Annotated in this window: 21 protein-coding genes and 2 pseudogenes; 9 read left to right on the forward strand and 14 right to left on the reverse strand. The window is 64.9% G+C overall.

All coding sequences use genetic code 11. The features are described 5' to 3' along the window. Window positions 1–6: 6 nt before the first annotated feature. Genes pseI through ACPDZI_RS21065 form a run of 4 tightly spaced genes read left to right on the forward strand, consistent with a single transcriptional unit; the run spans window position 7 to window position 3,344 of the window. Window positions 7–1,053, forward strand: a complete 1,047-nt coding sequence (gene pseI, locus ACPDZI_RS21050; protein WP_438833734.1) for a pseudaminic acid synthase — start codon at window positions 7–9, stop codon at window positions 1,051–1,053. Continuing rightward, the gene (locus ACPDZI_RS21055) at window positions 1,046–2,341 is read left to right on the forward strand and encodes a motility associated factor glycosyltransferase family protein (RefSeq protein ID WP_438833735.1); all 1,296 of its coding nucleotides are present in this window, start codon (window positions 1,046–1,048) and stop codon (window positions 2,339–2,341) included. The genes pseI and ACPDZI_RS21055 overlap by 8 nt, the downstream gene beginning before the upstream one ends. Then, window positions 2,338–2,598, forward strand: a complete 261-nt coding sequence (locus ACPDZI_RS21060; RefSeq protein WP_438833736.1) for a hypothetical protein — start codon at window positions 2,338–2,340, stop codon at window positions 2,596–2,598. Before ACPDZI_RS21055 ends, ACPDZI_RS21060 begins: the two co-directional genes overlap by 4 nt. After that, complete coding sequence (locus ACPDZI_RS21065; RefSeq protein ID WP_202012196.1) at window positions 2,598–3,344, forward strand: class I SAM-dependent methyltransferase; 747 nt, start codon at window positions 2,598–2,600, stop codon at window positions 3,342–3,344. The genes ACPDZI_RS21060 and ACPDZI_RS21065 overlap by 1 nt, the downstream gene beginning before the upstream one ends. Here the strand turns inward: ACPDZI_RS21065 and ACPDZI_RS21070 are convergent. From ACPDZI_RS21070 to ACPDZI_RS21100, 7 genes and pseudogenes are all read right to left on the reverse strand, one after another. After that, window positions 3,326–4,687, reverse strand: coding sequence for a DUF4910 domain-containing protein (locus tag ACPDZI_RS21070; RefSeq protein WP_438833737.1), 1,362 nt, complete (start codon window positions 4,685–4,687; stop codon window positions 3,326–3,328). The genes ACPDZI_RS21065 and ACPDZI_RS21070 overlap by 19 nt on opposite strands. Further along, entirely contained in the window at window positions 4,684–5,088 is a 405-nt protein-coding gene (locus ACPDZI_RS21075) for a VOC family protein (protein WP_168968182.1), read from the reverse strand. The genes ACPDZI_RS21070 and ACPDZI_RS21075 overlap by 4 nt, the downstream gene beginning before the upstream one ends. Then, window positions 5,078–5,842, reverse strand: coding sequence for an AAC(3) family N-acetyltransferase (locus ACPDZI_RS21080; RefSeq protein WP_438833738.1), 765 nt, complete (start codon window positions 5,840–5,842; stop codon window positions 5,078–5,080). The genes ACPDZI_RS21075 and ACPDZI_RS21080 overlap by 11 nt, the downstream gene beginning before the upstream one ends. Next, the gene (locus ACPDZI_RS21085; RefSeq protein WP_042879826.1) at window positions 5,839–6,063 is read right to left on the reverse strand and encodes an acyl carrier protein; all 225 of its coding nucleotides are present in this window, start codon (window positions 6,061–6,063) and stop codon (window positions 5,839–5,841) included. The genes ACPDZI_RS21080 and ACPDZI_RS21085 overlap by 4 nt, the downstream gene beginning before the upstream one ends. Then, window positions 6,056–7,738: an HAD-IIIC family phosphatase gene (locus ACPDZI_RS21090; RefSeq protein ID WP_438833739.1), complete on the reverse strand. Its 1,683-nt coding sequence runs from the start codon at window positions 7,736–7,738 to the stop codon at window positions 6,056–6,058. The genes ACPDZI_RS21085 and ACPDZI_RS21090 overlap by 8 nt, the downstream gene beginning before the upstream one ends. Window positions 7,739–7,835: 97 nt before the next feature. Beyond that, entirely contained in the window at window positions 7,836–8,369 is a 534-nt protein-coding gene (locus ACPDZI_RS21095; RefSeq protein ID WP_011707846.1) for an ATP--cob(I)alamin adenosyltransferase, read from the reverse strand. 87 nt (window positions 8,370–8,456) lie between these two features. Then, window positions 8,457–9,598, reverse strand: a pseudogene (locus ACPDZI_RS21100) (DUF5610 domain-containing protein). Between the two features lie 170 nt (window positions 9,599–9,768). Here ACPDZI_RS21100 and trmA point away from each other — a divergent pair. The 4 genes from trmA (at window position 9,769) to ACPDZI_RS21120 (ending at window position 13,532) form a co-directional block, all read left to right on the forward strand. Further along, window positions 9,769–10,902: a tRNA (uridine(54)-C5)-methyltransferase TrmA gene (trmA, locus tag ACPDZI_RS21105; RefSeq protein WP_171279881.1), complete on the forward strand. Its 1,134-nt coding sequence runs from the start codon at window positions 9,769–9,771 to the stop codon at window positions 10,900–10,902. 239 nt (window positions 10,903–11,141) lie between these two features. Next, window positions 11,142–11,852, forward strand: coding sequence for a two-component system response regulator RstA (gene rstA / locus ACPDZI_RS21110; RefSeq protein WP_168968168.1), 711 nt, complete (start codon window positions 11,142–11,144; stop codon window positions 11,850–11,852). A gap of 117 nt (window positions 11,853–11,969) precedes the next feature. Then, window positions 11,970–13,295: a two-component system sensor histidine kinase RstB gene (rstB, locus tag ACPDZI_RS21115; protein ID WP_408766873.1), complete on the forward strand. Its 1,326-nt coding sequence runs from the start codon at window positions 11,970–11,972 to the stop codon at window positions 13,293–13,295. Between the two features lie 54 nt (window positions 13,296–13,349). Further along, window positions 13,350–13,532: a hypothetical protein gene (locus ACPDZI_RS21120; RefSeq protein ID WP_010635722.1), complete on the forward strand. Its 183-nt coding sequence runs from the start codon at window positions 13,350–13,352 to the stop codon at window positions 13,530–13,532. Window positions 13,533–13,610: 78 nt separating this feature from the next. Here ACPDZI_RS21120 and ACPDZI_RS21125 read toward each other — a convergent pair whose 3' ends face one another. From ACPDZI_RS21125 to rpmE, 3 genes are all read right to left on the reverse strand, one after another. After that, window positions 13,611–14,867: a malic enzyme-like NAD(P)-binding protein gene (locus ACPDZI_RS21125; RefSeq protein ID WP_438833740.1), complete on the reverse strand. Its 1,257-nt coding sequence runs from the start codon at window positions 14,865–14,867 to the stop codon at window positions 13,611–13,613. A 181-nt stretch (window positions 14,868–15,048) separates the two neighbouring features. After that, complete coding sequence (locus ACPDZI_RS21130) at window positions 15,049–16,482, reverse strand: DUF2867 domain-containing protein (protein ID WP_168968164.1); 1,434 nt, start codon at window positions 16,480–16,482, stop codon at window positions 15,049–15,051. Window positions 16,483–16,649: 167 nt separating this feature from the next. Then, window positions 16,650–16,865, reverse strand: a complete 216-nt coding sequence (rpmE, locus tag ACPDZI_RS21135) for a 50S ribosomal protein L31 (RefSeq protein ID WP_016352348.1) — start codon at window positions 16,863–16,865, stop codon at window positions 16,650–16,652. Window positions 16,866–17,012: 147 nt separating this feature from the next. On the opposite strand from rpmE, the gene priA reads away from it, so the two are divergent. Next, window positions 17,013–19,220, forward strand: a complete 2,208-nt coding sequence (priA, locus tag ACPDZI_RS21140) for a primosomal protein N' (protein ID WP_438833741.1) — start codon at window positions 17,013–17,015, stop codon at window positions 19,218–19,220. A 79-nt stretch (window positions 19,221–19,299) separates the two neighbouring features. Here priA and ACPDZI_RS21145 read toward each other — a convergent pair whose 3' ends face one another. The 4 genes and pseudogenes from ACPDZI_RS21145 to ilvD form a co-directional block, all read right to left on the reverse strand. Then, window positions 19,300–20,424 carry a hypothetical protein gene (locus ACPDZI_RS21145; protein ID WP_263680021.1) on the reverse strand — a complete coding sequence of 375 codons (1,125 nt, stop codon included), beginning with the start codon at window positions 20,422–20,424 and terminating at the stop codon, window positions 19,300–19,302. Between the two features lie 152 nt (window positions 20,425–20,576). Next, window positions 20,577–21,683: a porin OmpA gene (ompA, locus tag ACPDZI_RS21150; RefSeq protein ID WP_168968159.1), complete on the reverse strand. Its 1,107-nt coding sequence runs from the start codon at window positions 21,681–21,683 to the stop codon at window positions 20,577–20,579. A gap of 247 nt (window positions 21,684–21,930) precedes the next feature. Beyond that, a pseudogene (ilvA, locus tag ACPDZI_RS21155) lies at window positions 21,931–23,450 on the reverse strand (threonine ammonia-lyase, biosynthetic). Window positions 23,451–23,453: 3 nt separating this feature from the next. After that, entirely contained in the window at window positions 23,454–25,295 is a 1,842-nt protein-coding gene (gene ilvD, locus ACPDZI_RS21160; RefSeq protein ID WP_024945527.1) for a dihydroxy-acid dehydratase, read from the reverse strand. Window positions 25,296–25,415: the final 120 nt, after the last annotated feature.

A 25,415-nucleotide genomic window follows, 5' to 3' on the forward strand; every position in this document is an offset into this window, starting at 1 on the left:
ACACAGATGCAGATCGCCCATCAATCCATCGGCCCGGCGCAGGCTCCCTACGTGATCGCCGAGCTGTCGGCCAACCACAACGGCAACCTGGAGCGTGCACTGGCCATCATGACCGCCACCAAGGAGGCCGGGGCCAGTGCGGTCAAGCTGCAGACCTACCGGCCCGACACCATCACCCTCAACAGTGACAGGCCCGAGTTCCAGATCCATGGCGGCTTGTGGGATGGCCACAACCTGTACGATCTCTACCAGTGGGCGCACACCCCCTGGGAGTGGCACCAAGCCCTGTTTGCCAAGGGGCGCGAGCTGGGACTGACGGTCTTCAGCAGCCCGTTCGACTTCAGTGCGGTGGATCTGCTGGAATCCCTCGACTGCCCGGCCTACAAGATCGCCTCCTTCGAGCTGGTGGACTTGCCCCTCATCCGCTATGCCGCCCAGACCGGCAAGCCGCTCATCATGTCCACCGGCATGGCGAACGAGGCCGAGATCGCCGCCGCGGTCGAGATGGCGCTCAAGCACGGCAACGGCCAGCTGGCCCTGCTGCACTGCGTCAGCGGCTATCCGGCACCGGCCGCCGAGTACAACCTGCGTACCATCCCCATGTTGCGCCAGCGTTTCGGGGTCGAGGTGGGACTCTCCGATCACACCCTGGGGTCCGCCACGGCCATCGCCGCCACCGCGCTCGGGGCGACCCTGATCGAGAAGCACTTCACCCTGGCCCGCGCCGACGGCGGGCCGGATTGCGCCTTCTCCATGGAACCGGCCGAACTCACCGAGCTGGTAGCCTCGGTCAATACCGCCCATGCCGCCCTCGGGGTAGCCGATTACCAGCTCACCGCCAGTGAACAGGGTAACCGCGCGTTTCGCCGCTCCCTCTATCTGGTCAAGGAGATAGCAGCCGGCGAGGTGCTCACCGCAGCGCACATCAAGTCGGTGCGCCCCGCCCTCGGCCTGCCCCCCGCCGATTACGATCGACTCATCGGCAAGCGGGTCAACCGCAGCTTGAGCGCCAATCAACCGCTGAGCTGGGAGTGGATAGATAACGATGAGTGATGATCTCTTCAACCAGCATGGCAGGCTCATCAGCCAGCGCTGGCCCGCCCTCTGGCCCCGCCTGCTGGCACAGGACGTTGAAAGCCTGCCGGCCGAGCTGACCGAGGGGCTCGGCTCCACCCTCAGCCTACACGGCATCCAGCTCACCAGCCGGCACGACCGGGTGAAGGAAGCCGAGCTGCAGGCCGCCAGCCTGCCCGAGCAGCCAGTGTTGCACCTCTACGGCACCGGGCTTGGCGATCTGCCGCGCGCCCTGCTGGGGCGCAGCAGCCTCAAGCGGCTGGAAGTGAAGATCATGAATGGCGCCCTGTTTGCCCTGGTGCTGCGGCTGCTGGACCAGCAAGATTGGCTGACGGATCCCAGGGTCGAGCTGATGATGGCCGGCGACGAAAGCGAGGTGCGGCTGCCCTTCTTCGCCCTGCCGCCCGAGCTACTGCTGGTGGAAGATGCCGCCGCCCGCATCCGCGACCGGCTGGTGAGTGAAATAGACTTGCCGTTCGCCCGGGCCAGGTTCGATGCAGAGCACCCCGACGTCACTAGGCGGCTGGCCGAAAACCGCGATCTGCTGGCCAGCGACGGCGATGTGGCCTCCCTGTTTGGTCTGGCTCAGGGCAAGCAGGCCCTGATCGTGGCGAGCGGCCCGACCCTGCAGCACAACCTGACCACCCTGCAGGCCCAGTTGCAGCGCCGCCGGCAGGATTTCCTGCTGATCAGCGTCGATACCGCGCTGGCGTTTTTGCTTGGCCACGGCATCCGACCCGACATCGTCGTCACCATCGATGACGCCATCGACGGCAACCGACTGCCCGCCGCCCAGTCGGCCCAGACCACCCTGGTCTATTACCCCACGGTTCCCACGGCAGCCCTGCTGGCCTGGCAGGGGCCGCGCAAGACCGCCTACTCCCGCAGCCCCATGTATCAGCAGCTGCGGCAGACGCTCCCCAAGGGCGTGCTGCACTCGGGCGGCAGCGTCATTCATCCTGCCGTGGATCTCGCCGTGCAGATGGGTTGCCACCAGGTCATCCTGCTGGGTACCGACTTCGCCTTTCCCGGCGAGCTCACCCACTCGGGCTGGGCCGACGGTGCCCTCGGTCCCAGCGCCGCGCTGGCACTCAGCTGGACCCTCGACGGTCATGGCCGGCGGGTCAAGACCAATCCGAACTTTTCCGCCTACCGCACCGAGCTCGAGCGCTACATAGCGCGCCACCCCGAGGTGCAGTTCTGGAACTGCAGCCGGGAAGGGGCGGAGATCGCCGGCTGCCGCTATCACCCGGAGTACGTGCAATGAAAAACGGCCAGATCACCCGCCTAACCGCCCTGGCACACCAGTTTCGGCTGGGGCAGTCGGTCGCCGCGAGTCAGGCATTGCCGGAACTGCTGCAAGAGGTGCTCACCGAGCAGGGCAACCTGCCACCCGGACTGGTAGCCGCCCTGCTGCAGTGCCAGGAGCGCCAGGACTGGCTGGGGCTGGCCGACTACCTCGAATATGAAGTGGTGCTCTGCCTGTCGACCCCGACCGGCGACACCACCACAGGAGACCATTGATGATCAAGGCCATTTCCAACGCCTCCGAGCAGGAGCTGTCACGTCGCCAAACCTTCAGCGAGTTGCTGCACGCCAGCCCGCTGCCCGCGGCCGAGCTGCAGAACAACCTGGGCCTCTACCTCAAGCGCCAGTCGCTCTCCCGCATCCTGTTCATGCACGAGCTGTATCAGAAGATCGTGCCAGTCCACGGCGTCATCATGGATTTCGGTACCCGCTGGGGTCAGAACCTGGCGCTCTTCTCCTCGTTTCGCGGCATGTATGAGCCCTACAACTACAACCGCAAGCTGGTGGGATTCGATACCTTCAGCGGCTTCCCTTCCCACGCTCCGCAAGATGGCAGCGATGCCGCCATCCAGCCCGGAGCCTACGGGGTGACGCCGGGCTATGAGCAGCATCTGGCCCAACTGCTCGCCGCCCATGAGGCGGAAAGCCCGCTGGACCATATCGTCAAGCATGAGCTGGTGAAGGGGGATGTGACCGAGACGCTGCCGGCCTATCTGGCTCGTCAGCCGGAGACCATGGTCGCGCTGGCCTATTTTGACTTTGATCTCTACGAGCCGACCCGCCGCTGCCTCGAGCTCATCAAGCCGCACCTGACCAAGGGATCAGTGCTGGCATTCGATGAGCTCAACTGGCCCGCCTTTCCGGGGGAGACCCTGGCTCTCAAGGAGGTGCTGGGGCTGGATCGCTACGCCATCCGCCGTACCCCGCACAACCCGGGACCAACCTATCTGGTGATCGAGTAGTCCGGTTGCGGGCTGAGGCGACGCAGCAGCCCGGCATCCAGCAACATCCGCGCCAGCGGCTCCACTCGCCAGAACGGCGCCCCTATGGTCTCGGCGATCTCGAACAGGGTCAGCTTGCCGTCGCTGTAGGCCAGCAGATTCATCATCTCCCGCACCTGCCAGCCCGAATAGCGGGTCGACAAGTCCGGGTAGAGCCCTCGCTTGCCGAGCTGGGGCTCGCCCAGCACGGTGACCTCGCAGCGCTCGTCCAGCTCCAGACACTCGATGGCGCGGCGCAGCGCCAGGAAGCCGCCGGCCAGACCGGCCGGCGTTACCAGTGAGAGGTCATCGAGCGAGGTGTGGTACTCGGCATAACAGCCGTATCGGCTGCGCATCACCGAGGTGACCGGCAGATCGATGCCGGGCGCGCACAGCTGCCGCTCGTTGGAGCCCCGCTCCAGGAAGCTGTAAGCCTTGTAACCCGGCGCAAGATGACCCAGCACATGGCGACCGATGCGATCCGCCAGCGTGTTGCCTTGGCGTGAGGGCAGGAAGGAGTAGCTGCGATCATCGCCAAGGCAGGTCAGGTTGAAGCCGGCCAAGGTGCGCTGCTTGAGCTGGTCCAGATGGCGAGAAAGATAGACGATGGCCCCCAGGGTTTCAGGCACCAGCATCAGCCGGTAGCTGTAGCGGCGTGTGGGCAGTGACGCCAGCCAGGCCATCAGGAAGACGCCGACACAGGGGCCGGAGAGCTCGTTGTTGGCCATGGAGGGGTGACAGGTGTAGCTCGACAGCAGGATCTCCTGCTCGCTCTCCCCCGGCAGCACCCAGTCACCATAGGTGAGCGAGCCCGGTGCCAGGGTGGCATCGATCACCACCTGATATTCCCCCTCCGGCAGCGCCTCACGCAGCCGATGGGGCAGACAGAATCCCCAGCGACGCTTGTAGTAGGAGGTCACATAGGGAATGGCGTCCGGTTGCTCGGGCAGAGAGTGAAGATGGGGCTGCAGTTCGGCCAGCGAGAGGGTGCAGCGCACCGGCTCCGAGTAGCCGACCAGATGCAGGTTGTGGTCCTGGAAATCCACCACCCTGCGTCCATCCGGCCCCACTATGTAGGCCTCCCGCACGTTCCACTCGTCAGGCACGGTCCAGTCGAAGCACTCGGTGCCGCTGGCCACTTCATGGATCTGCAGCTCGGGCAGACAGTGCTCGCGCCACAGGGCCAGCGACTGCCGTACCCCGTCCCCGGTCAGGCTGCGGTTGAGCGGAAACAGCAGTGTGAGCAGTCGATGCAGTTGCTCACCGACTTGTGCCTGGTCGTCCCAGTCAGTGGGCAGATAGCCACTCTTGGGTGAAAAACTCATGGGGTGGATGCCTCGATCAATTCGACAATGTGGCCAAGGGGGCTCAGGAAAAACTGGACGTGGGCGCCGCCAAAGGCGATGGCTGGCTGGCTGGGCCCGAGGGGCAGGTGGCGCTGTGTGCGCAGCCGTTCGGCGCTCTCCTGCAGGTTGCTCACCCGATAGGCAAGGTGGTTGATGACGTTGCGCCGGGTCTTGAGCACCTGGGCGACCGGGCTCTCCTCGCAGGCCGGGGCGACCAGCTCGTAGCAGAGGCCATGGTCGTCATGCACGAACTGCACCCAGACCCGTTGCAGCGGATCTTCCACCGCAACCGAGCAGCGGCTCAGCCCCAGCACGTCGCGGCAATAGGCCACACCGCTCGCCAGGTCCGGCACCACCAGTCCGATGTGATCAAACTGCATGGGGTTCTCCTCCTGCCCGGATCAGGGCGTATGGGGCCGTTGCCAGCAACTCGCTGGCAGCCAGGATGAAGTCGCGGCACGACACCGCCCAGACCAGCACCCGCTGGCACAGCGTCTGGCGCCAGGCACCCCGCTCCTGCAGCAGGGCCACCAGCCGGGAGAGGTCGATTTCGCTGGCCAGCGACAGGTCGCGCACATAGTAATCCGCCTGCCACTCCCGCACGCCGCCGTCTACGCACACCCGGCCAGCAAACATCTTGTGATAGCGGTAGGAGACGGCCAGCCGCTGCTCCACGTAGTGGGTGAAGGTGATGCGGTCGGGGTGGCAACCCAGCCCCAGCAGCCAACCATCCTGCTCAGCCAGCCAGCCGAACGGGCTCTCCTGACCGAAACAATCGTGACACTCCCGCGCCACCAGCGCAGGCCCCTGCGGGCCGCTGATCGCCATGCTGAAGACGGGATCGAGCGTGCGCACCACCCCTTCTCGCTGGCGGAACAGCTCCGTCATCAAGCCCACCTTGCTCGGGGTCTGCGCAGGGTCAAAGCACTCGTCCGCCATCGGGCTGTAGCTGAAAGTCGGCACCAGCAGGTGCCCGCCCAGCCACTGCTCGAGGCATGTCCAGAAGGCCGCGATGCCTGCGGCGTTGCCCATGCCGGCAAACTGGGCCACCACCATGGCATCCGAGTGCACCATCAGAGCGCCGCCTCTGGGGATCCCCAGCTCGGTCAGCGCCTGCTCGAGTGCCTGTTTCACACGGCAACCCCTTTGCGCAGCAGGGCTTGCTGGATGTCGGTCAGGCTCTTCAACTCGGCCAGCTCGTGCGGCTCGAACCGCACGGCATAGTGCTGTTCGACCAGCAACAGCAGGTTGAAGTGACCCAGAGAATCCCACTCGGGAAAACTGCCGAGGGCAGACTGTGCATTGACGCTGGCCTGGGGGAACTGCTGGTGTGCCAGCGCGATAAGGTCATTCATTGGCGTAGAACTCCAAAAACGGGAGAGAAAGAGAGCAGAGATCCAGACTGAGGAAAACCTCGTCCGCCAGCGGCAGCAACCCCGCTGGAGTGGTTATCGGCCGGGTTGGCAGGCTCGCCAGAAAATCCCGTGCCGGCTGGTTGCGGGTGGTGGCAACCAGGCTGATGACCAGCTCGGTCACGCCCTGTGCCCGCAGATGGTTTGCCAGTTGCGCCAGCAGCCAGTATTCAAAACCGCGCCCCAGCACCCGGCAGCTGATGGCCAGGGTATCCAGCAGCGCCCTGCCCTCATCGAGCGAGCGCACCACCAGCAGGGCCGTCATGCCGTGATCGGCGAACCTGTCTCGCAGGCTGGCCAGCCAGACGTCGCCTCCCTCGGCGGCCAGCCGGGCCAGCTCCGCCGCCTGATAGCGGCGGCCGGAGAGGTTGAACTGATTGGTCTTCTGGCTGAGCTGTTCGGCTCGCAACTGGTTGCCCGGGGAGAACGGCTGCCAGTCAGCCTGCAGCGCCAATTGTCGCAGGAAGGCGTGCTCGTCGCCCAGTTGCCGGCGCACCGCCTCGGCCTCGGCCTGGGCCTGATAGGAGTGCTGCCGCAGGCCGTCATCACGGCTCTGGTGGCGACTGCACAGGGCTGGCAGCGTCAGCAGGGCATCCGGCCAGCTCCAGAGATCGGCCGGCGGGGTCATCACCATCACCTCGGGGCAGTTGGCCCGCACCTCGGCCCGCTCCAGCTCGCTGTCATCCCAGAAGACCAGGCTGTCCAACCCGACATTGAGGCGGGCGGCCAGCCGCCGCAACCCCTGGGATTTGGGCTCCCAGCCGATTTCGGCAGCGGCGATCTGCGCCCGTGTCAGCACCATGCCCGGATGCTCGTCAAACAGCCGCCACACATCGTCCGCCAGATTCTTGGAGCAGAGCGCCAGCACTATGCCCTGCCCGTGCCAGTGGCTGGCCGCCTGCTGGAAGGCCTGGTAGAGCCGGCCCATCCCGTCCTGTCCCAGCAGAACGCCGCCGACACCGTCTTCGCCGACCACGCCGCCCCACAGGGTATTGTCGCAGTCGAGCACCAGCACCTTGTGGGCGGGTTGCTGCAACCGCTGCAGCAAGGGAAGAATCCACTGCGCCAGGCTGGCCAGACCTGCCATGGAGAAGGGGCAGGACATCAGATAGAGGTTGCGCCGATCGAAGCAGTGCTGACGGCCATGCTGTTGCAGCCAGAGCGGCAGGTGCAGGTCGTCCAGGCCCGGTTGCTGCAGGCGCAGGCGGGCCATCTGCTGCTCGAACGCACTGGCCAGCGCGGCGAGCACGGCAGGGGCCGGGCCATAGACACAGAGCGGCGCATGGCTGCAGGCCCCCACCAGCAGGTGATCCTGCGGGCGGCGCTGCAGATGCTGCAACAGAGGCAAGCAGAGCGCGTCGACAAAGGCGGCAACCGCCAGTTGCTGCTCGTCCTGCGCCAGACGGCCCCACTCCTGCAATGTCCGTGCAGGCACCAGATCTTCCCACAGCCAGATGATGATGTGGGTCCCGGCCGCGGCATCGGCGCTCTGGTGCATCAGGGTCTGCAACCACTGGCCATGGGGGGCCACCTGCACTTCGCCGTATTCAGCCAGGGGGCGCCAGGCGAGGTTGCCCGGCATCAAGAACGAACTGCCACTGAGATGAAGCATGGTCATGACCTTCCCCACTGCGCTACCGGAACCATCCCGGCGACCGACAAATGGGATGATCGTGTTTGATCTTCATGAAAAACAAAAGCTTTTTTGGCCGTATTCAGTAGTTGATGCTGACGTAGGGTACCTCGTCCACCTGCCACAACTGCTTGAGGTAGACGGTCAGCACGAAGAAGAAGTTGGCCAGCAGGTTGGCGAACCGATAGAGGATGGGGTCGAAGCGCACCCCGCTCTCTTCCAGCCGCACCAGCAGCCGCACCACTTTCTTGCTGCCGCAGCGGCACAGGTGCAGGGTCGGGATCGGCTGCGGCCCTTGCGGCAGCACGAAACCGGTGACCCGGCCGCGACTCGCCTCGTTGTAGTGATCGTAACGCCCCTTCAGCCACGCCAGATCCTCCTCGAAGATGCCGAGCCTGCCGCGTACCGAGCCATTGAGGTTGTAGATAAGCCGCTGCAGCGCCGCGAGATCCGCCTGCATAGGCGCAATCTCGGCCTCCGGAGCCAGGTGTGACAATACGGCGCCCACCTGGCAGCAGAGCTCGTCGGTGGCGATCTCGTAGTCACACTGGAACTGGGTTTCGAAGATGAAGGGGTAGCAAAGCTCGCGCTTGTCTCTGGGCTTTTTCGGGTTCATGGGCTGGCCGGATCGGGAAAAAGGCCAGTTTGCCAGCCCCCGCAGGAGCTGGCAAACGGCCGGTCATGGTCCTCGATTCGAAACGGTTCAGACGCTCTTGCTGCTGGCATCCGTCGCCGGCTGGAACTGGCCGATCATCCGCAGCGCATCCAGCATCCGCTGGTTGAAGCTGGTGAAGCTGCCCACCTGGGCCGGATCGCTCTGGCCACGGGCCGCCAGCACCGCCGGCGTCAGCGCCTGCTGCTGGGATGCCGGCAGCAGAGAATCCGCCTGCTGCTGCACCTGATCCAGCTTGGGCAGGTAGTCCGCCAGCGGCTTGAGCATCTCCTGCAGGGAGTGCGCCCCCTGATAGGTTTGGCTCAGCTTGAGGCTCTGCTTGAGCTTGAGCGAATAGGAGGCCAGCTGGCTGTCATCCAGCTTCAGCTCGCCCGCCTTCTTCAACAGGTCGTCGAAATTGCCGGAGAAGAAGTTGCCGGCCAGATCGTCGATCCCCTTGACCAGCTTGCCGATGGAGTCCATCTCCTCGCTGCTCAGGTTGCCCTCCAGCGAGAAGCTGAAGCTCTGGCTCGACTTGAGGCTGAACTGGCTGCCGCTGTCATCCTTCTGGGACTTGGTCTGCCAGCTGTCGTTGAAGCGCAGCACCACCTTGTCGCCATCCTTGGTCTGGATCTCCAGCGAGCCCTGCTGGCGGCTGGCCATCTCGGCCTGGCCCATGTCGGTGGTGGAGACCTTGCCGAAGAACTCCTTCTCGAACTGGTCGAGCCCCTCCTGGATCAGCTTGTAGCTCTGATCCATGCCGGTCTTGATGTCTTCGTTGTCGGCCCAGTCGCCGAGCTGCTTCCTGGCGTCGCCAAAGCCCTTGTCCACCCCCTTGCGGGCCTGCTCCATCATGCCGGTCAGGCTGTCGTCCGACTTGCCGTCGGCCCGGGCAGCCCCCAGCCGGCGGTGACGAACTGCAGCACGTTGTCGGCCACCGACTGAAAGTCGAACAGGGTATCCGGGGTCACCGCCTCCGGCTGATCCTGCGCCTTGGGCGCCTTGTAGCCCTGGCCATTGATCTCCAGCGCGAACTGCAGCGCCTGCTGCACCAGCACCTGCGCCCATTTCGGCGCCTTGTGCAACGAGACTTCGTCCCCGTTGCTTACCGGCTTCGAGTCCGCCTGCTGGGGCGATTTGGGAGCAACACCCACTCCCTTGGGTTGGGCCGCGCCCACTCCGTCGATCTGCATAATGTGTCCTCCCACCATGCCTGTAGATCAGCTATCGGCCTGACTGCACACTTCTTGACCACAAAATACTGGACAATCTGCGGCGGCCTTTTAAAATCGGCCCCCTTTGGGTGGCTGCAGGCTTCCCCCGATTTCGACCCGGCCAGACCGGTGTGCATGTGAGGTAAATCATGACCCAATCCCAGCAGGTTTCCGCCGACCCGGCGCCCCTTCGAACCCCGGCCGACTACCAGGCCCAGCTCGACGAGAAGCGCGAGCGCCTCTGCGGGTTGTTTGCCGACTTCACCCTGCCTGCGCTGGAAGTGCACGCCTCCCCCGCCGAACACTACCGGATGCGCGCCGAGTTTCGCATCTGGCACGACGGTGACGACCTGTACCACTGCATGTATGCGCCGGCCACCAAGGAGATCATCCGGGTCGACCAGTTCCCCACCGCCAGCCGCCTCATCAACCAGCTGATGCCGGTGCTGCTGGAAGGGCTGCGCCCGCACCCCGTGCTGCGCCGCAAGCTGTTCCAGATCGACTACCTCTCCACCCAGTCCGGCCAGATCTGCGTCAGCCTGCTCTACCACCGCAAGCTGGAGAGCGAGTGGCAGCAGGCCGCCGAGGCGCTGCAGGCCGACCTGCGGGCCAAGGGGTTCGAGCTGCAGCTGATTGGCCGTGCTCACAAGCAGAAAATCTGCCTGGGGGAGGAGTTCGTCATCGAACGGTTGAATGTGCAGGGCCGCGAGCTGGTCTACAAGCAGGTGGAGAACAGCTTCACCCAGCCCAACGCCGCCATCAACGAACAGATGCTGGGCTGGGCGCTGGACGTGACCAAGGGGAGCGAGGGCGACCTGCTGGAGCTCTACTGCGGCAACGGCAACTTCTCCATCGCCCTAGCGCAGAACTTCCGCAAAGTGCTGGCCACCGAGATCGCCAAGCCGAGCGTGGACTCCGCCCAGTTCAACATCGCCGCCAACGGCGTCGACAACCTGATCATCCTGCGCATGTCGGCCGAGGAGTTCACCATGGCGATGCGCGGCGAGCGGGAGTTCAACCGCCTCAAGGGGGTCGATCTCTCCGCCTACCAGTGCAACACCATCTTCGTCGACCCGCCCCGGGCCGGCCTCGACGACGCCACCGTCAAGCTGGTGCAGGATTACGACAACATCCTCTACATCTCCTGCAACCCAGAGACCCTGCAGGCCAACATGGCGGTGCTCGGCGAAACCCACGAAATCGCCCGCTTCGCCCTGTTCGATCAGTTCCCCTGGACTCACCACATGGAAGCCGGGGTCTATCTCAAACGCAAGGCAGGTTGATGCCGCCGGGGAGACCGCTTCGCCCTGTCCGAACCACTTCCCCCTGGGTTCACGACATGGAAGCCGGCGTCTATCTCAAACGCAAGGCGGGTTGATGCCTCCGGGGCACGTCGCCCCGCTCGACCAGCAAGACAGGGCCCGCGGGCCCTGTTTGATTATTTAACCCTGTGCATGGGGCGGCCGGAGCCGCTATGCTGGCGGCACGCGCATCCGCGCCACAGTCTGGGTGTCATGCCACCATGCAACGCATTCTTTTTGTTGAAGATGATCCCGAGATAGGCCAGCTCATCAGCAGCTGGCTGGCCCGCCACGACATGGAAGTGCTGCTGGAGCCGAGGGGCGATCTGGCACTTGCCAGGGTCGAGGCCGAGCAGCCGGACCTGGTGCTGCTCGACATCATGCTGCCTGGTCAGGATGGTCTCTCCCTGTGCCGGGATCTGCGTCCGCGCTTTGCCGGTCCCATCGTCATGCTTACCTCGCTGGACAGCGACATGAACCAGATCCTGAGCCTGGAGCTGGGCGCCAACGACTACATCCTCAAGACCACGCCGCCCCCCGTGCTGCTGGCCCGGCTGCGGGTCCAGTTCCGCCAGCAGGGGCAGCAGGCCCCGCAACCCGTGGTCGCCAGCACACCGCCCCAGCGCCTGCAGTTCGGCCGGCTGCAGATCGACGGCCCGGGCCGGGACGTGCGCCTTGACGGCGACAGCATTCCGCTCTCCACCGCCGATTTTGATCTCCTGTGGGAGCTGGCCTGCCACGCCGGCCAGATCCTGGGGCGGGAGGCGCTGTTTCGCAGCCTGCGCGGTCGCGACTACGACGGCCAGGATCGCAGCATGGACGTGGCCATCTCCCGCCTGCGCCGCAAGCTGGGGGACGATACCAGCAACCCGACCCGCATCAAGACAGTGCGCCAGAAGGGCTACCTGCTAATACCCCAGGCCTGGGAATAAGCCCCGCCGAATGACCTTGATGCTCTCTGCTCCCTTCTCCCCTTGCGGGAGAAGGGTTGGGGATGAGGGGGCAGCAAGGCAATGCCCAGACGTAATCCAGGCAAGAGGAGAGCCCCCATGCGCCGCCTGTTCATCCAGTTCTATCTGCTGCTGATCGGCTGTTTCACCCTGGCCATTCTGCTGGTCGGCATGGTCTATCAGGTCACCGCCGAGCGGGCGGGAGATCGCTATCTGGAGCGGATGATGCAGGGATCCCTCGGCCTGCTCACCGGCGAGCTGGCCCGCTTGCCGCCGGAGCACTGGCCCGCCCGCATGGCGGAGCAGAGCCGCCAGCTCACCCTGCCACTGCAGATCGGCGCCCTCGCCAACCAGCCGCTGGCCAACGAGGATCAGGCCTTTCTGGAGGCGGGCAACATCGTCATCGTCGAGGAGGATGACACCTTCCTGCAACGCATTCCGGGCACCGATCAGGTGCTGATCGTCGGCCCCGTGCCCTATCTCTCCTACCTGCACGAACTGCACTGGGTCGACGTGGGGCTGCTGCTGGTCATCGGTCTCTCGCTGGGGCTGCCGATCCTGCTCTGGCTGCGCCCGCACTGGCGCGGCCTGCAACAGCTCGAACAGACCGCCCGCCGGGTCGGCGACGGCGATCTCTCCTGCCGCACCCGTTTGCCACCCGGCAGCAGCCTGGGCCGGGTCGGCCGCACCTTCGACCAGATGACCGAGCAGCTGCAGGCCATGCTGGCCAGCCGTAAGCAGCTGACCGATGCCATCGCCCACGAGCTGCGCACCCCGCTGGTGCGGCTGCGCTACCGGCTCGCCATGCTGGATCCGGCGCCCTCGGCCGAGGAGCAACAGGGGCTGGAGCGGGATCTTGGCGCGCTGGACGCCCTCATCGAGGAGATGCTCACCTACGCCAGGCTAGATCGCCCCGAGCTGCCGCTGCAATGCAGCGAGCTGGAGCTCGGCAGTTGGGCCGGCAGCCGCCTTGCCGACTGGCAGGCGCTGCGGCCGGACAAGCGGCTCGACTTCGTGCGCCCGGCCATGGCCCTGCCCTGGCGCGGCGATACTCGTCTGCTGGATCGGGCGCTGGAAAACCTCATCGGCAACGCCCTGCGCCACGCCGCCAGCCGGGTGACCCTCAGCATGGCGCGTCAGCAGGATCACTATCTGCTGGAGGTGGCCGACGACGGCACCGGCATCGATCCCGCGCTGGCGCCGCAGATCTTCGAGCCCTTCGTGCGGCTGGATCAGAGCCGCGACCGACGTACCGGCGGCGCCGGGCTGGGGCTGGCCATCGTGCGCAGCATCGCCCGCCACCACGGCGGCGAAGTGCAACTGCTGCCCAGCAGCAGCGGTGCCCGTTTCTGCCTGATGCTGCCTGTACATTTGGATACAAACCGTCACCAGTCACTCACTGAACCGCAGGTCGAACAGCCCTAGGATGAAGTCATGGAGAAACGCTCCATGTCATCAACCCGAATGAGGAACTGGAATATGAACAAGCTGATCCCCCTGAGCCTGGCTGCTGTCTTCGCCCTGACCTCCGGCTTCACCATGGCTGCCACCCCGACCAAGGCTGCCGCTCCCCAGGCTACCCAGACCAAGGTCGTGAAAAAACACCACAAGGCTGCCCACGCCAAGGCGCCGGCCGTCAAGGTTGCTCCCAAGACCAAGTAATCGACCAACAAGCTTCCCGTAATGAAAAGGGGCCCCGACATGGGGCCCCTTTTGTTTTCTGTGCGCGGGTGCAGTGATTCAACCCAGCATGTAGTCCGCCGGCAAGGCAACGCGGGCCACCCCGGACTCCACCGCCGCCAGTGCCACGGCACGGGCGACGCGCGGCAGCAGACGGGCATCCATCGGCTTGGGAATGACGTAGTCCTTGCCAAAGGCCAGCTCGCTGACGCCGGCGGCGGTCAGCACCTCGGCCGGTACCGGCTCTTTGGCCAGCGCGCGGATCGCCTCGACCGCGGCGATCTTCATGGCATCGTTGATGCGGCTGGCACGAGCGTCAAGGGCACCGCGGAAGATGAAGGGGAAGCAGAGCACGTTGTTGATCTGGTTCGGATAGTCGGAACGACCGGTGCCCATGATGAGGTCACCGCGCACTGCGTGAGCCAGCGCCGGCTTGATCTCGGGATCCGGGTTGGAGCAGGCGAAGATCACCGGGTTGGCGGCCATCAGGGCCACCGCCTCGGCGGGCAGCACATCCGGGCCGGAGACGCCGACGAACACGTCCGCCCCGTCGATCACCTCCATCAGGGTGCGCAGGGGGGTGTCGTTGGCGAAGCGCTGCTTGTACTGGTTCAGATCGGTGCGACCGCTGTGGATGACGCCCTGACGATCCAGCATGAAGATGTTGTGGGGCTTGGCGCCACACTTGATCAGCAGGTCCATGCAGGCGGTGGCAGCAGCCCCGGCACCCATGCAGACGATGCGGCTGTCGCCAATCTGCTTGCCCTGCACTTCCAGCGCGTTGAGCAGGCCGGCGGCGGTGACGATGGCGGTACCGTGCTGATCATCGTGGAACACCGGAATGTCGCAGCGCTCGATCAGCGCCTGTTCGATCTCGAAGCACTCGGGTGCCTTGAGGTCTTCCAGGTTGATGCCGCCGAAGGTGTCGGCGATGGCGGCAACCGTGTCGATGAACTGCGCGCTGGTCTCGTGCTTCACTTCGATGTCGATGGCGTCGATGCCGGCAAAGCGCTTGAACAGCAGGGCCTTGCCCTCCATCACCGGCTTGGAGGCCAGCGGGCCCAGATTGCCCAGCCCCAGGATGGCGGTGCCGTTGGAGATGACGGCCACCAGGTTGCCCTTGCCGGTGTAGCGGTAGGCATCGGCCGGGTTGGCGGCGATCTCGCGCACCGGCTCGGCAACGCCCGGGCTGTAGGCCAGCGCCAGATCGCGGGCGGTCTCGGCGGGCTTGGTGAGGGCGATGGCGATTTTGCCCGGCACGGGCTGGGCGTGGTAATCGAGTGCTTGTTGACGAAGATCGTGACGCTGATCGGACATGGGGGACCCCGATACGGTAGTGAATTGAGTGGTGCATTGGCTCGCCCACGGGCGAGGGCTGGGGATCATAAAGAAAACCATCGGGCTTTCACAGAGGAAAGTATCGTCACCCAGCCACTGACAAGCCAGTAATTAGCATGTCATGCCAATCACCAATACCCATTTAGTTATAGATATGGTTTCACCCCATCACCGGAATGCCGGCTTTCGCCTCCGCCTGTCTGGCGATCGCCTCCGTCATGCCCTGAAAGATGAAGAGGTGGAACGGCAGCATGGCGAGCCAGTAGGCCAGCCCCCAGGCCCCCTGCGGATGCCAGTGGGCAGTCACCTTGATGCGGGTCAGGCCCGACTCTTCCGGCAGTATGTTCAACTCCAGCCGGCCGACGCCGGGGGCCTTCATGTTGAACAGCAGATCGAGCCTGCTCCCCTCATCCACCCCGAGGATCTGCCAGGAGTCCAGCATGTCCCCCTTCACGAAGCGATCCGGATTGGTGCGACCACGGGTCAGCGCCGGGCCGCCAATCAGGTGATCCATCCATTCCCGCACCACCCACAGCTGGTTCATGTAGAAGTAGCGCTGCTCGCCCCCCAGTTGTTGCAGCACCTGCCACACCACCTCGGGCGAGGCGAGGCAGATGGCATCGCCGCTGGCGGTGCGGTCATAGAAGCCGTACTCGGGATGGCGCCAGCGCAGGCCGAGCGGGGTCTCCTCCCCCTGCTGCTCGGCGCCCAGCTTCTGCTCCAGCGCCAGACTCTCCGCCAGCGCCTCGTCGAAGCTAAGCAGGGTTTGCGGCAGCAGGGCCCGCAGCGGGCCGTCGTCGGCCGGGATGTCGTGCTTGAGGCCACCCACCAGCGCCTTGGCCACCGGCTGCGGCACCGAAGTGACAAACTGCAGCCACCAGGCGGAGAGGCGCGGACTGAGAAACGGCAGCGGGATGATGGGGCAACGCTTGCCGATGTGGGCGGCGAACTTCTGCAACTGCTGCTGATAGCTGAGCAGCTCGGGACCGGCGGCGTTGAAGATCTGGCCGTCCACCCCGTCGGCCTCCACCAGCCCGCCCAGATAGTGCAGCAGGTTGGAGAGCGCAATGGGCGGCGTACGCGAGCGCACCCACTTGGGCGTCACCATCATCGGCAGGTTGAACACCAGATCCCGCATCACCTCAAACGCCGCCGAGCCGGGCCCCACTATGATGCCGGCGCGCAGCTCTACCGTCGGTACGCCAGATTCGCGAAACAGCTCGCCGCAATAACGGCGGGAGTTGAGGTGGCGGCTGTTGCACTGCGCCGGCTGGATGGCGCCCAGATAGATGATGCGACGCACCCCGGCGGCGCGGGCGGCGGCGGCGAAGTTCTTCACCCCCTGCTGCTCCAGCCGGTGGAAGTCGGCCCCCGCTCCCATGGCGTGCACCAGATAGAAGACGGTGTCGATGCCTGCCAGCGCAGGCAGCAATGTGATCGGCTTGAGGCTGTCGGCAAGGCGAAACTCCACCCCGGGCGGCAGACGGCAGGGGCGCCGCGCCCCGGCAATCACCCGATAACCCAGTTCTTGCAGATGGGGCACCAGATAAGAACCTATGTAGCCCGCCGCCCCCATCACCAGACAATCACGCATCTGCACACTCCCTGTCTTGCCCATGTTACCGCCCCTCATATCCGACCCCGCTCCCGCAAAGGGAGAAAGGAGAGTCCCACCATAGGGCAAAGCGGGCCGTTACAGAACGCCGACCAATAAAAAAGGCGCCCATCGGGCGCCTTTTTCAGAATTCTTCAGAAGTAGAATTACTTCTTGGTGGTCATCGCACCGAAACGCTTGTTGAACTTGTCTACGCGGCCGCCGCTAGAAACTTCTTTCTGCTTGCCGGTATAGAACGGGTGGCACTCGGAGCACACGTCCAGGTTCAGATCTTTACCCAGGGTAGAGAAGGTGTTGATGACGTTACCGCAAGAACACTTGGCGGTGATGGCTACGTAGTCAGGATGGATACCAGCTTTCATGGACAACCTCAATTATCAGGCCGTGTCGCTATCCGATCTTCTGTCGGACACCACACGATTGTTGAACACAGTTTCAAAGGCTGCGAATAATATAGGAAATGCCTGAGTTCAGGCAAGTGGCTTCGCAGAAAAAATAGGCAACCTCTGGTGAATTCTTCCCAAACGCTGGATCTGGTTCGTGTGGCTGTACCGGTGCCGCTACGCCGTCATTTCGACTATCTCTCCCCCCTGCCGTTACCTGCTCCCGGTTGTCGGGTCGAGATCCCGTTCGGCCCGCAAACTCTGGTCGGGCTGGTAGTGGATCACCCGGTCGACAGCCAGGTACCGCGCAACAAGCTCAAGCCGATCAAACGCGTGCTTGATGGCGCCCCCGTGCTGGGGCCCGACATTCTGGCGCTGATGAACTGGAGCGCCAGCTACTACCAGCACCCGCTGGGAGAGGTACTGCCCCACGCCCTGCCGGTGCTGGTGCGCAAGGGGGAGCCCGCAGCCTACCGCGAGCTGGAATTCTGGTTCGCCACCGAGGCCGGTATGGCGGTCGATCTCAACGAGCTCAAGCGGGCGGCCAAGCAGCAGCAGGCGCTCGCCCTGCTGCGCAAGGGGCCGCAAACGCCATCAGCCCTCAAGCAGGAGGAAATCCAGAGCGCTGCCCTCACCGCGCTGGAGAAGAAAGGGCTGCTGGAGAAGCGCTCGCTGGAGCCGAGCCATGACGGCGACTGGGTCGCCCGCTTCGAGCCGGGCGAGGGGCTGCGCCTCAACGGTGAACAGGCGCTGGCGGTCTCCGCCGTCACCAGCCAGAGCGACCAGTTTGGCGCCTTCCTGCTGGATGGCATCACTGGCTCCGGCAAGACCGAGGTTTACCTGAGCATCCTCGAGCCCCTGCTCAAGGCGGGCAAGCAGGCGCTGGTGATGGTGCCCGAGATCGGCCTCACTCCGCAGACCATCAACCGCTTCAGGCGCCGCTTCAACGTGCCGGTGGTGGCGATGAACTCGGCCATGAACGATCGGGAGCGGCTCGATGCCTGGCTGGCCTGCCGCGACGGTGGCGCCGCCATCCTGATCGGCACCCGCTCCGCGGTGTTCACCCCGTTTCACAACCTCGGCATCATCATCATCGACGAGGAGCACGACGGCTCTTTCAAGCAGCAGGACGGTTTTCGCTACCACGCGCGGGATCTGGCAGTGATGCGGGCTCATCGCGCCGGCATCCCCGTCCTGCTCGGCTCGGCCACCCCGTCGCTGGAGACATTGCACAACGCCCGCAGCGGCAAGTATCACCACCTCACTCTCACTCGCCGCGCCGGCAATGCCCAGACCGCCCGCCAGGTGATCCTGGACATCAAGAACGTGCGGCTGCAGGCCGGGCTCTCTCCCCAGCTGGAGCAGTTGATGGCGGAGCATCTGGCGGCAGGCAACCAGGTGATGCTGTTTCTCAACCGCCGTGGCTATGCCCCAGCCCTGATCTGTCACCAGTGCGGCTGGAGTGCCGCCTGCGAGCGCTGTGACGCCTGGTACACCTGGCACCAGGCCGGACGGCGGCTGCATTGCCACCACTGCGACAGTGTGCGCCCGCTGCCCCACCACTGCCCCGAGTGTGGCAGCAACGAACTGATCGGATCCGGGGTCGGCACCGAACAGCTGGAGCAGCTGCTCGGCACCCTGTTCCCGCAATATCCGGTGGTGCGCATCGATCGGGACAACACCCGTCGCAAGGGGGAGCTGGAGACCCACCTCGGCGACATCAAGGCGGGCAAGTACAAGATCCTGATCGGCACCCAGATGCTGGCCAAGGGCCACCACTTCCCGGATGTGACGTTGGTCGGACTGCTGGATGTGGATGGTGCGCTATTCAGTGCCGATTTTCGCGCCGCCGAGAAGCTGGCCCAGCTCTACACCCAGGTGGCGGGCCGCGCCGGCCGCGCCAGCAAGCCCGGGCTGGTGGTGTTGCAGAGCCATCATCCCGAGCACGCCCTGCTGCAGGATCTGACCCAGAACGGTTACGGCCACTTCGCCGATACGGCGCTGAAAGAGCGCCGCCTGCTGGGGCTGCCGCCGTATAGCTATCAGGGACTGTTTCGGGCCGAGGCCAATGGCCGTGACGAGGTGCAGCTGTTCCTCAGCCGCCTCGCCGATACCCTGCGCAGCGCTCGCTATCCCCATGTTCAGGTGCTGGGTCCCATCAGCGGCTTTATGGAGCGCAAGGCGGGCAAGTTCCGCATGCAGTTGCTGGTGCAGGGGCCGAACCGTGCGCCACTGGCCCAGCTGCTCGATTGGGCGGTGAAGGAGCTGGAGGGATGGCCCGAGACCAAAAAGGTACGCTGGAGTCTGGATATCGATCCCACCGAGTTAAGTTGACTCAGGTGCTATCCGTTTAGCTTGAACCGGTCGCTGGCAGGTAATGTCAGCGACCGTTTTTGTACTGCTGCTTCAATGTTCAGACCCGCAGATCGATCTGCTGCACCCAGCCTCCCTTACCCTGCTCGGTCACATAGAGGCCGGACTGACGCAGTACTCCCTGATTGCCGTTTTCCCCCAGATGGTTGAAGGGGGTGTCGAGGGGATGGAGCAAGATGGCGCCGATTCCCAGCTCCACCAGGGCGATGGGGGACTGTTCCGGCTGCCAGAACTGCAGCGCCGAGAACTGGCTGTCCCGCTCGTCCAGCACCCCGTTGCCATCCTCATCCAGGGTCGCCAGCTCGCCAAAACCGTTGCCGGAGCGGGCCCCGAACAGCTCGCCGCCGTCATCTATGGTGCCGTTGCCGTTGCGATCCAGCGCCACGAAGCCGCTCCCTTCACTCAGGCCGGGCAGGCTGTCCGCCTTGCCATCCTGATCGATGTCGAAATTGACCCGGGCGTCGGTCAGGCCGGCTATCTTGCCGTCCAGGCTGAGCACCAGCGGATCCTTGAGGGCATTGAGGGTGGTGCGGCGCTGACTGATGTCGAGCTGGCGCCAGTCCAGCACAAAACCGAGATCCAGCTGCAGGGTCTGGCCATCCTGGGTCTGCAAGTTCGCCGCCGCCACCACGTTGAGCTGCTCTTTTTGCAGCAGGCTGTCGGTCACCTCCACCAGCTGATCCGGCTCGGCGGCAGGCTGGCTCCCCTCACCCGTCGGCGCGGGGACTCCCTCCGCGCTCTGCTCGGCCGGCTTTATCGGGTCCGGCAGCTCTATCTCGTGGCCCAGCATCGCCTCGATCATCAGCTTGATAAGCCGCTGGCGGTTGTCGAGCCCGTCGTTGGGAATGCCATCCTGTTCGCCCTTGCCGGTCTCGGCAGGCTTGGCGGGTGCCGGTGCGGGGGCCGCTGGCACCGGGCCGGCAGCAGTGCGGCTGGCCATCTGCAGCGTCAGCAGGCTGCTGCGGGTGAAGGTGAGCTGGCTGCCACCGCCAGCCGCAGGAGTCGAGTCCGCCGGCGCCGTGGCTGGGGACTGCGCCTGGCTGGCAGCCGGCACGGGGCCGAGCCGGCGCACCTTGCGGGACTGCGCCTGTTGCTGCAGGTATTGCACCTCCCCCTGGAGGTCATAGTGATCGATGCGCATATCTTCGCCCTCGGCGCCATACATCTGGTCAGTTATCGACCAGTTGCCGAGGGGGGCTTAACACCGATTGGCTATATCAGGGGGCTGCTGCATCGGCCTCTGCGTATAACCGCCCCCGCTGGCGGCAATGAAAAGGGAGGCCTGAGCCTCCCTTGTCGTTCATGTTGTCACCGTGGTCATTGCGCCGCTTGGGAGACCCCTTCCAGCCGCACTTCCACCCGCCGATCCGGTGCCAGACAGGCGATCAGCGCCGGTTTCGAGCCGCTGCTGCAGTTGTTGCCGGTGATCGGAGAGGACTTGCCGCGTCCCTCGACCCGCACCTTGTCGGCAAACAGCCCCTTGGCGATCAGGTAATCGGCGACGCTGCGGGCGCGTTGCTCGGAGAGCGCCTGGTTGTAGGCGTCGGAGCCGATGCGATCGGTGTGGCCGATCACGGTCGCCACCCCGTCTTTCGGATTGGCCGCCACTATCTGGCTGAACAGGTTGTCGAGCGCCTGGCTGGCAGCCGGCTTCAGGGTCGCCTTGTTGAATTCGAACAGCACATCCGAGCTCAGGCTGAAGGTCTTGGGCACCACCACCACGGCAGGAGCAGGCGCCGCAGCCGGGGCCGGTGCGGGCGCCGCCACTTCGCCGCCCTGCTGGCCGAAGCGATAGAGCATGGCAAACGCCAGCATGCCGTTGTCCATCTCGATGCCGGCACGATCGAGGGAGGTATCACCGAGCGGGGTGGTGTACTGGTATTCGAGGCGGGCGGCCCAGTCACGGTCGATGGCGTATTCGGCCCCCAGCGCCCCGACGAACACGGCGCCATGCTTGTTGCCGGTATCCTTGATGAAGTCGGTAGCCGTCTGGGCCGACAGTTCGCTGTTGGTCCAGGCGTAACCGCCGCCGATCCGGCCATAGAGATCCAGCGCATCGTTGACCGGGAACCCTATCTTCATGGTGGTCTGGATCATCTGGCTCTTGGCTTCCCCTTCCACCCGCACCCCGCTCAATTCGCCGGACGAGGTGTACTTGCCGAACCAGTCATAACCGAATTCGAAGCCCAGGTTGGGGTTGAGCTGATAGCCGGCAAAGGCGCCCAGCCCGAGCGTATCCTTGCTGGTGCTGGTGTTCTGCAGTGCCCCCAGGGTGTCGGAGACGACCTGCTTCTGATCCACGTCGAAGAACTTGGACCAGCCGGCCTTGCCGCCGGCGTACCAGGTGTTGTCCTGAGCGGCTGCCTGCACGGCCCCGCTGACGAGCAGGCCGCTGACCAGCACGGCAAGTATCGATTTGTTCATGGTGAAAGCCTCTGCAATGAGTCGTGATGGGCGCTCTTGCGCCTCTCTTCCCTGATGGGGCAAACCCGGCCCCGTTCATCAGGTTATCCCATCTGTTGCCAGCCTCAAATGACTTGGGACTCAAGAGTGTGAAGCGCCCGGCATTCCCGGCAGGAAAACGCCCCATGCAGGGGGTATCCGCGAATGTGCCGGCCAGCGCCATGAAAAAGGGAGGCCGATGGCCTCCCTCTTGCTGCTTGCTGCGCGCCTAACTGGCCAGAAACAGCCGGTAGGCGGGGTCGTCGCTCACCTCTTTCCAGCCGTAACCAATCTCGCGCAGGTAGTCGTGAAAAGCCGCCACGTCCTCGTCCGGCAGCTCGAACGCACAGAGCACCCGGCCGTAGTCGGCACCGTGGTTGCGGTAGTGGAACAGGCTGATGTTCCAGCGACAACCCAGGGTCTCCAGAAAGCGCATCAGGGCACCAGGCTGCTCCGGAAACTTGAAGCTGTAGAGGCGTTCACCGAGGGGCCGGGCCGGGCGGCCGCCAATCATGTAACGCACGTGGTTCTTGGCCAGCTCGCTCTCGGTCATGTTGACCACCGGATAGCCGTTGCCGCCGAGCTGATCGATGATCTGGCCCAGCTCCTCGTCACCGCCGGTGAGGCGCACCGAGACGAACAGCGACGCCTGCTCGGCATCCGCATAGCGGTAGTTGAACTCGGTCACCATGCGGGGCCCGAGCTGACGGCAGAAGTCGAGGAAGGCCCCCTTGCGCTCGGGGATGGTCACCGCCAGCATGCCCTCGCGCTTCTCGCCGATTTCGCAACGCTCCGACACATAGCGCAGGCTGTGGAAGTTGACGTTGGCGCCGGACAAAATGGCCGCCATCCGCCCCCTTTCACCTGCTCCCGCTCGCTGTAGGCCTTGAGGCCCGCCAGCGACAGGGCCCCCGACGGCTCGGCGATGGCGCGGCAGTCATCGAAGATGTCTTTCAGTGCGGCGCAGATCTGGTCGTTGGAGACGGTCACCACTTCGTCCAGATACTGGTTGCACAGGCGGAAGGTCTCCTCGCCGATGCGCTTGACCGCCACCCCGTCCGCAAACAGGGAGACCCGCTCCAGATTGACCGGCTCGCCGGCCGCCAGCGCCGCCTTGAGGCAGGCGGACCCCTCCGCCTCCACCCCGATCACCTTCACATCCGGCAGCAGCTGCTTGATGTAGACCGCCACCCCGGCGGCCAAGCCGCCGCCGCCCACCGGCACGAAGACGTGGGTGAGGTGGGTATCCTGCTCCAGCAGCTCCTTGCCGATGGTGCCCTGGCCCGCGATCACCTCGACGTCGTCGAACGGCGGGATCAGGGTGTAGCCCTCCAACTCGGCGAGTCGGCGGCTCTCGCCGTAGGCCTCATCGAAGCTGTTGCCAAACAGCATGACGTTGCCGCCCTGCCGGCGTACCGCGTCAATCTTGATGTCCGGCGTGGTCTTGGGCATCACGATGATCGCCTTGATGCCGAGCTTGGCGGCAGACAGGGCGACCCCCTGGGCGTGGTTGCCGGCGGAGGCGGCGATGACGCCGCGCGCCTTCTGCTCCTCGGTCAGAGTGGCGATCTTGTGGTAGGCACCGCGCAGCTTGAAAGAGTGGACCGGTTGCAGGTCCTCCCGCTTCAGGCTGACGTGATTGCCGAGCCGCTCGGAGAGTTTCTTCAGGGTTTGCAGGGGGGTGACCCGCGCCGCCTCATAGACGGGGGAGAGCAACACCTTGCGTAGATAATCCGCTGCAGAGACCATGGTTTATTCCCCCAGCATCGAGCGATCGCGCACCGCGCCTTTATCTGCGCTGGTGGCGAACATGGCGTAGGCGCGCAGGGCAAAGGAGACCTGACGCTGGCGATCGAGCGGCTTCCAGCCACGGGCCTCGACGGCGACGCGGCGGGCGGCCAGCACGCTGTCGGCCACCTCCAGCACCATGCTGCGGGCCGGGATGTCGATGTTGATGATGTCGCCATCCTCCACCAAACCTATGGTGCCGCCGGAGGCCGCCTCCGGCGAGACGTGGCCGATGGAGAGACCCGAGGTACCGCCGGAGAAGCGACCATCGGTGATCAGGGCACACGCCTTGCCCAATCCCATGGATTTCAGATAGGTGGTGGGGTAGAGCATCTCCTGCATGCCTGGACCCCCTTTCGGCCCTTCGTAGCGGATCACCACCACCTCACCGGCCTTGACGGTGCCGTCCAGAATGCCGGCGACCGCCGTGTCCTGGCTCTCGAATACCCGGGCCGGGCCGCGGAAGGTGAGGTTCTCCTCATCTACCCCGGCGGTCTTGACGATGGCACCGTTAAGCGCCAGGTTGCCGGCGAGCACGGCCAGGCCCCCTTCCAGGCTGTAGGCGTTGTCCAGCGAGCGGATGCAGCCTTCGGCTCTGTCCAGATCCAGCTCCGGCCAGCGGCAATCCTGACTGAACGCCTTGGTGGTGCGGATCCCGGCCGGCCCGGCGCGATAGAAGTCCACCACCTCCTGACTCGGCTGGCGGCTGACGTCATATTCGGCCAGCAGCTCCACCAGCGAGGTGCCCAGCACGTTGCGGGTATCCCCGTGCACCAGGCCCGCTTTTTCCAGCTGGCCCAGAATCGCCACCACGCCGCCGGCGCGATGCACGTCTTCCATGTGATATTTCTGGGTGGAAGGCGCCACCTTGCAGAGCTGGGGCACCTTGCGCGACATGCGGTCGATGTCGGCCATGGTGAAGTCGACGCCCGCCTCCTGGGCCGCCGCCAGCAGGTGCAGCACGGTGTTGGTGGAGCCGCCCATGGCGATGTCCAGCGCCATGGCGTTCTCGAATGCCGCCTTGGTGGCGATGTTGCGCGGCAGGGCCGAGGCATCGTCCTGTTCATACCAGCGCTTGGCCAGGGTCACGATGCGCTGGCCCGCCAGCTTGAACAGCTGCTCGCGGTCGCTGTGGGTCGCCAGCAGCGAGCCGTTGCCCGGCTGGGAGAGACCGAGCGCCTCGGTCAGACAGTTCATGGAGTTGGCGGTAAACATGCCGGAGCAGGAGCCGCAGGTGGGGCAGGCACTGCGCTCCACCTGTTCGCTCTGGGCGTCGGAAACCTTGGGGTCAGCGCCCTGGATCATGGCATCCACCAGGTCCAGCTTGATGATCTGGTCGGAGAGCTTGGTCTTGCCCGCTTCCATCGGGCCGCCGGAAACAAAGATCACCGGGATGTTGATGCGCAGGGCGGCCATCAGCATCCCCGGGGTGATCTTGTCGCAGTTGGAGATGCAGACCATGGCGTCGGCGCAGTGGGCGTTGACCATGTACTCCACCGAGTCGGCAATAAGTTCGCGCGACGGCAGCGAGTAAAGCATGCCGCCGTGGCCCATGGCGATGCCGTCATCCACGGCGATGGTGTTGAACTCCTTGGCGACGCCGCCAGCGGCTTCAATCTCGCGCGCCACCAGCTGGCCCAGATCCTTGAGGTGGACATGGCCCGGTACGAACTGGGTGAAGGAGTTGACCACGGCGATGATGGGCTTGCCGAAATCCTGATCGGTCATTCCGGTGGCGCGCCACAGGGCGCGGGCCCCGGCCATGTTACGTCCGTGGGTGGTGGTGGCGGATCTCAACTTCGGCATTGTCTCTACTCCCTGAATGCCCAGCGGGCTCATTATCTTTGGAAATGAAAAAGTGACTCTCGGATCGGGAATCGACCCTGGTGAGGGCACAGCGCAGTGCCCTGACCGGAAGCGACTCGG

Source organism: Aeromonas oralensis (assembly GCF_049665575.1).
Taxonomy (GTDB): Bacteria; Pseudomonadota; Gammaproteobacteria; order Enterobacterales; family Aeromonadaceae; genus Aeromonas; species Aeromonas hydrophila.

Excerpts from the sequence above, each read along its gene's own strand:
- ACPDZI_RS21070 (WP_438833737.1), bottom strand. The coding sequence starts at position 4,687 with ATGAGTTTTTCACCCAAGAGTGGCTATCTGCCCACTGACTGGGACGAC.
- trmA (WP_171279881.1), top strand. The coding sequence starts at position 9,769 with ATGACCCAATCCCAGCAGGTTTCCGCCGACCCGGCGCCCCTTCGAACC.
- ACPDZI_RS21120 (WP_010635722.1), top strand. The coding sequence starts at position 13,350 with ATGAACAAGCTGATCCCCCTGAGCCTGGCTGCTGTCTTCGCCCTGACC.
- rstA (WP_168968168.1), top strand. The coding sequence starts at position 11,142 with ATGCAACGCATTCTTTTTGTTGAAGATGATCCCGAGATAGGCCAGCTC.
- ACPDZI_RS21085 (WP_042879826.1), bottom strand. The coding sequence starts at position 6,063 with ATGAATGACCTTATCGCGCTGGCACACCAGCAGTTCCCCCAGGCCAGC.
- ACPDZI_RS21090 (WP_438833739.1), bottom strand. The coding sequence starts at position 7,738 with ATGACCATGCTTCATCTCAGTGGCAGTTCGTTCTTGATGCCGGGCAAC.
- ACPDZI_RS21130 (WP_168968164.1), bottom strand. The coding sequence starts at position 16,482 with ATGCGTGATTGTCTGGTGATGGGGGCGGCGGGCTACATAGGTTCTTAT.
- ACPDZI_RS21075 (WP_168968182.1), bottom strand. The coding sequence starts at position 5,088 with ATGCAGTTTGATCACATCGGACTGGTGGTGCCGGACCTGGCGAGCGGT.
- rpmE (WP_016352348.1), bottom strand. The coding sequence starts at position 16,865 with ATGAAAGCTGGTATCCATCCTGACTACGTAGCCATCACCGCCAAGTGT.
- ilvD (WP_024945527.1), bottom strand. The coding sequence starts at position 25,295 with ATGCCGAAGTTGAGATCCGCCACCACCACCCACGGACGTAACATGGCC.
- ACPDZI_RS21060 (WP_438833736.1), top strand. The coding sequence starts at position 2,338 with ATGAAAAACGGCCAGATCACCCGCCTAACCGCCCTGGCACACCAGTTT.
- ACPDZI_RS21055 (WP_438833735.1), top strand. The coding sequence starts at position 1,046 with ATGAGTGATGATCTCTTCAACCAGCATGGCAGGCTCATCAGCCAGCGC.
- ACPDZI_RS21095 (WP_011707846.1), bottom strand. The coding sequence starts at position 8,369 with ATGAACCCGAAAAAGCCCAGAGACAAGCGCGAGCTTTGCTACCCCTTC.
- ACPDZI_RS21065 (WP_202012196.1), top strand. The coding sequence starts at position 2,598 with ATGATCAAGGCCATTTCCAACGCCTCCGAGCAGGAGCTGTCACGTCGC.
- ompA (WP_168968159.1), bottom strand. The coding sequence starts at position 21,683 with ATGAACAAATCGATACTTGCCGTGCTGGTCAGCGGCCTGCTCGTCAGC.
- pseI (WP_438833734.1), top strand. The coding sequence starts at position 7 with ATGCAGATCGCCCATCAATCCATCGGCCCGGCGCAGGCTCCCTACGTG.
- rstB (WP_408766873.1), top strand. The coding sequence starts at position 11,970 with ATGCGCCGCCTGTTCATCCAGTTCTATCTGCTGCTGATCGGCTGTTTC.
- ACPDZI_RS21125 (WP_438833740.1), bottom strand. The coding sequence starts at position 14,867 with ATGTCCGATCAGCGTCACGATCTTCGTCAACAAGCACTCGATTACCAC.
- ACPDZI_RS21145 (WP_263680021.1), bottom strand. The coding sequence starts at position 20,424 with ATGTATGGCGCCGAGGGCGAAGATATGCGCATCGATCACTATGACCTC.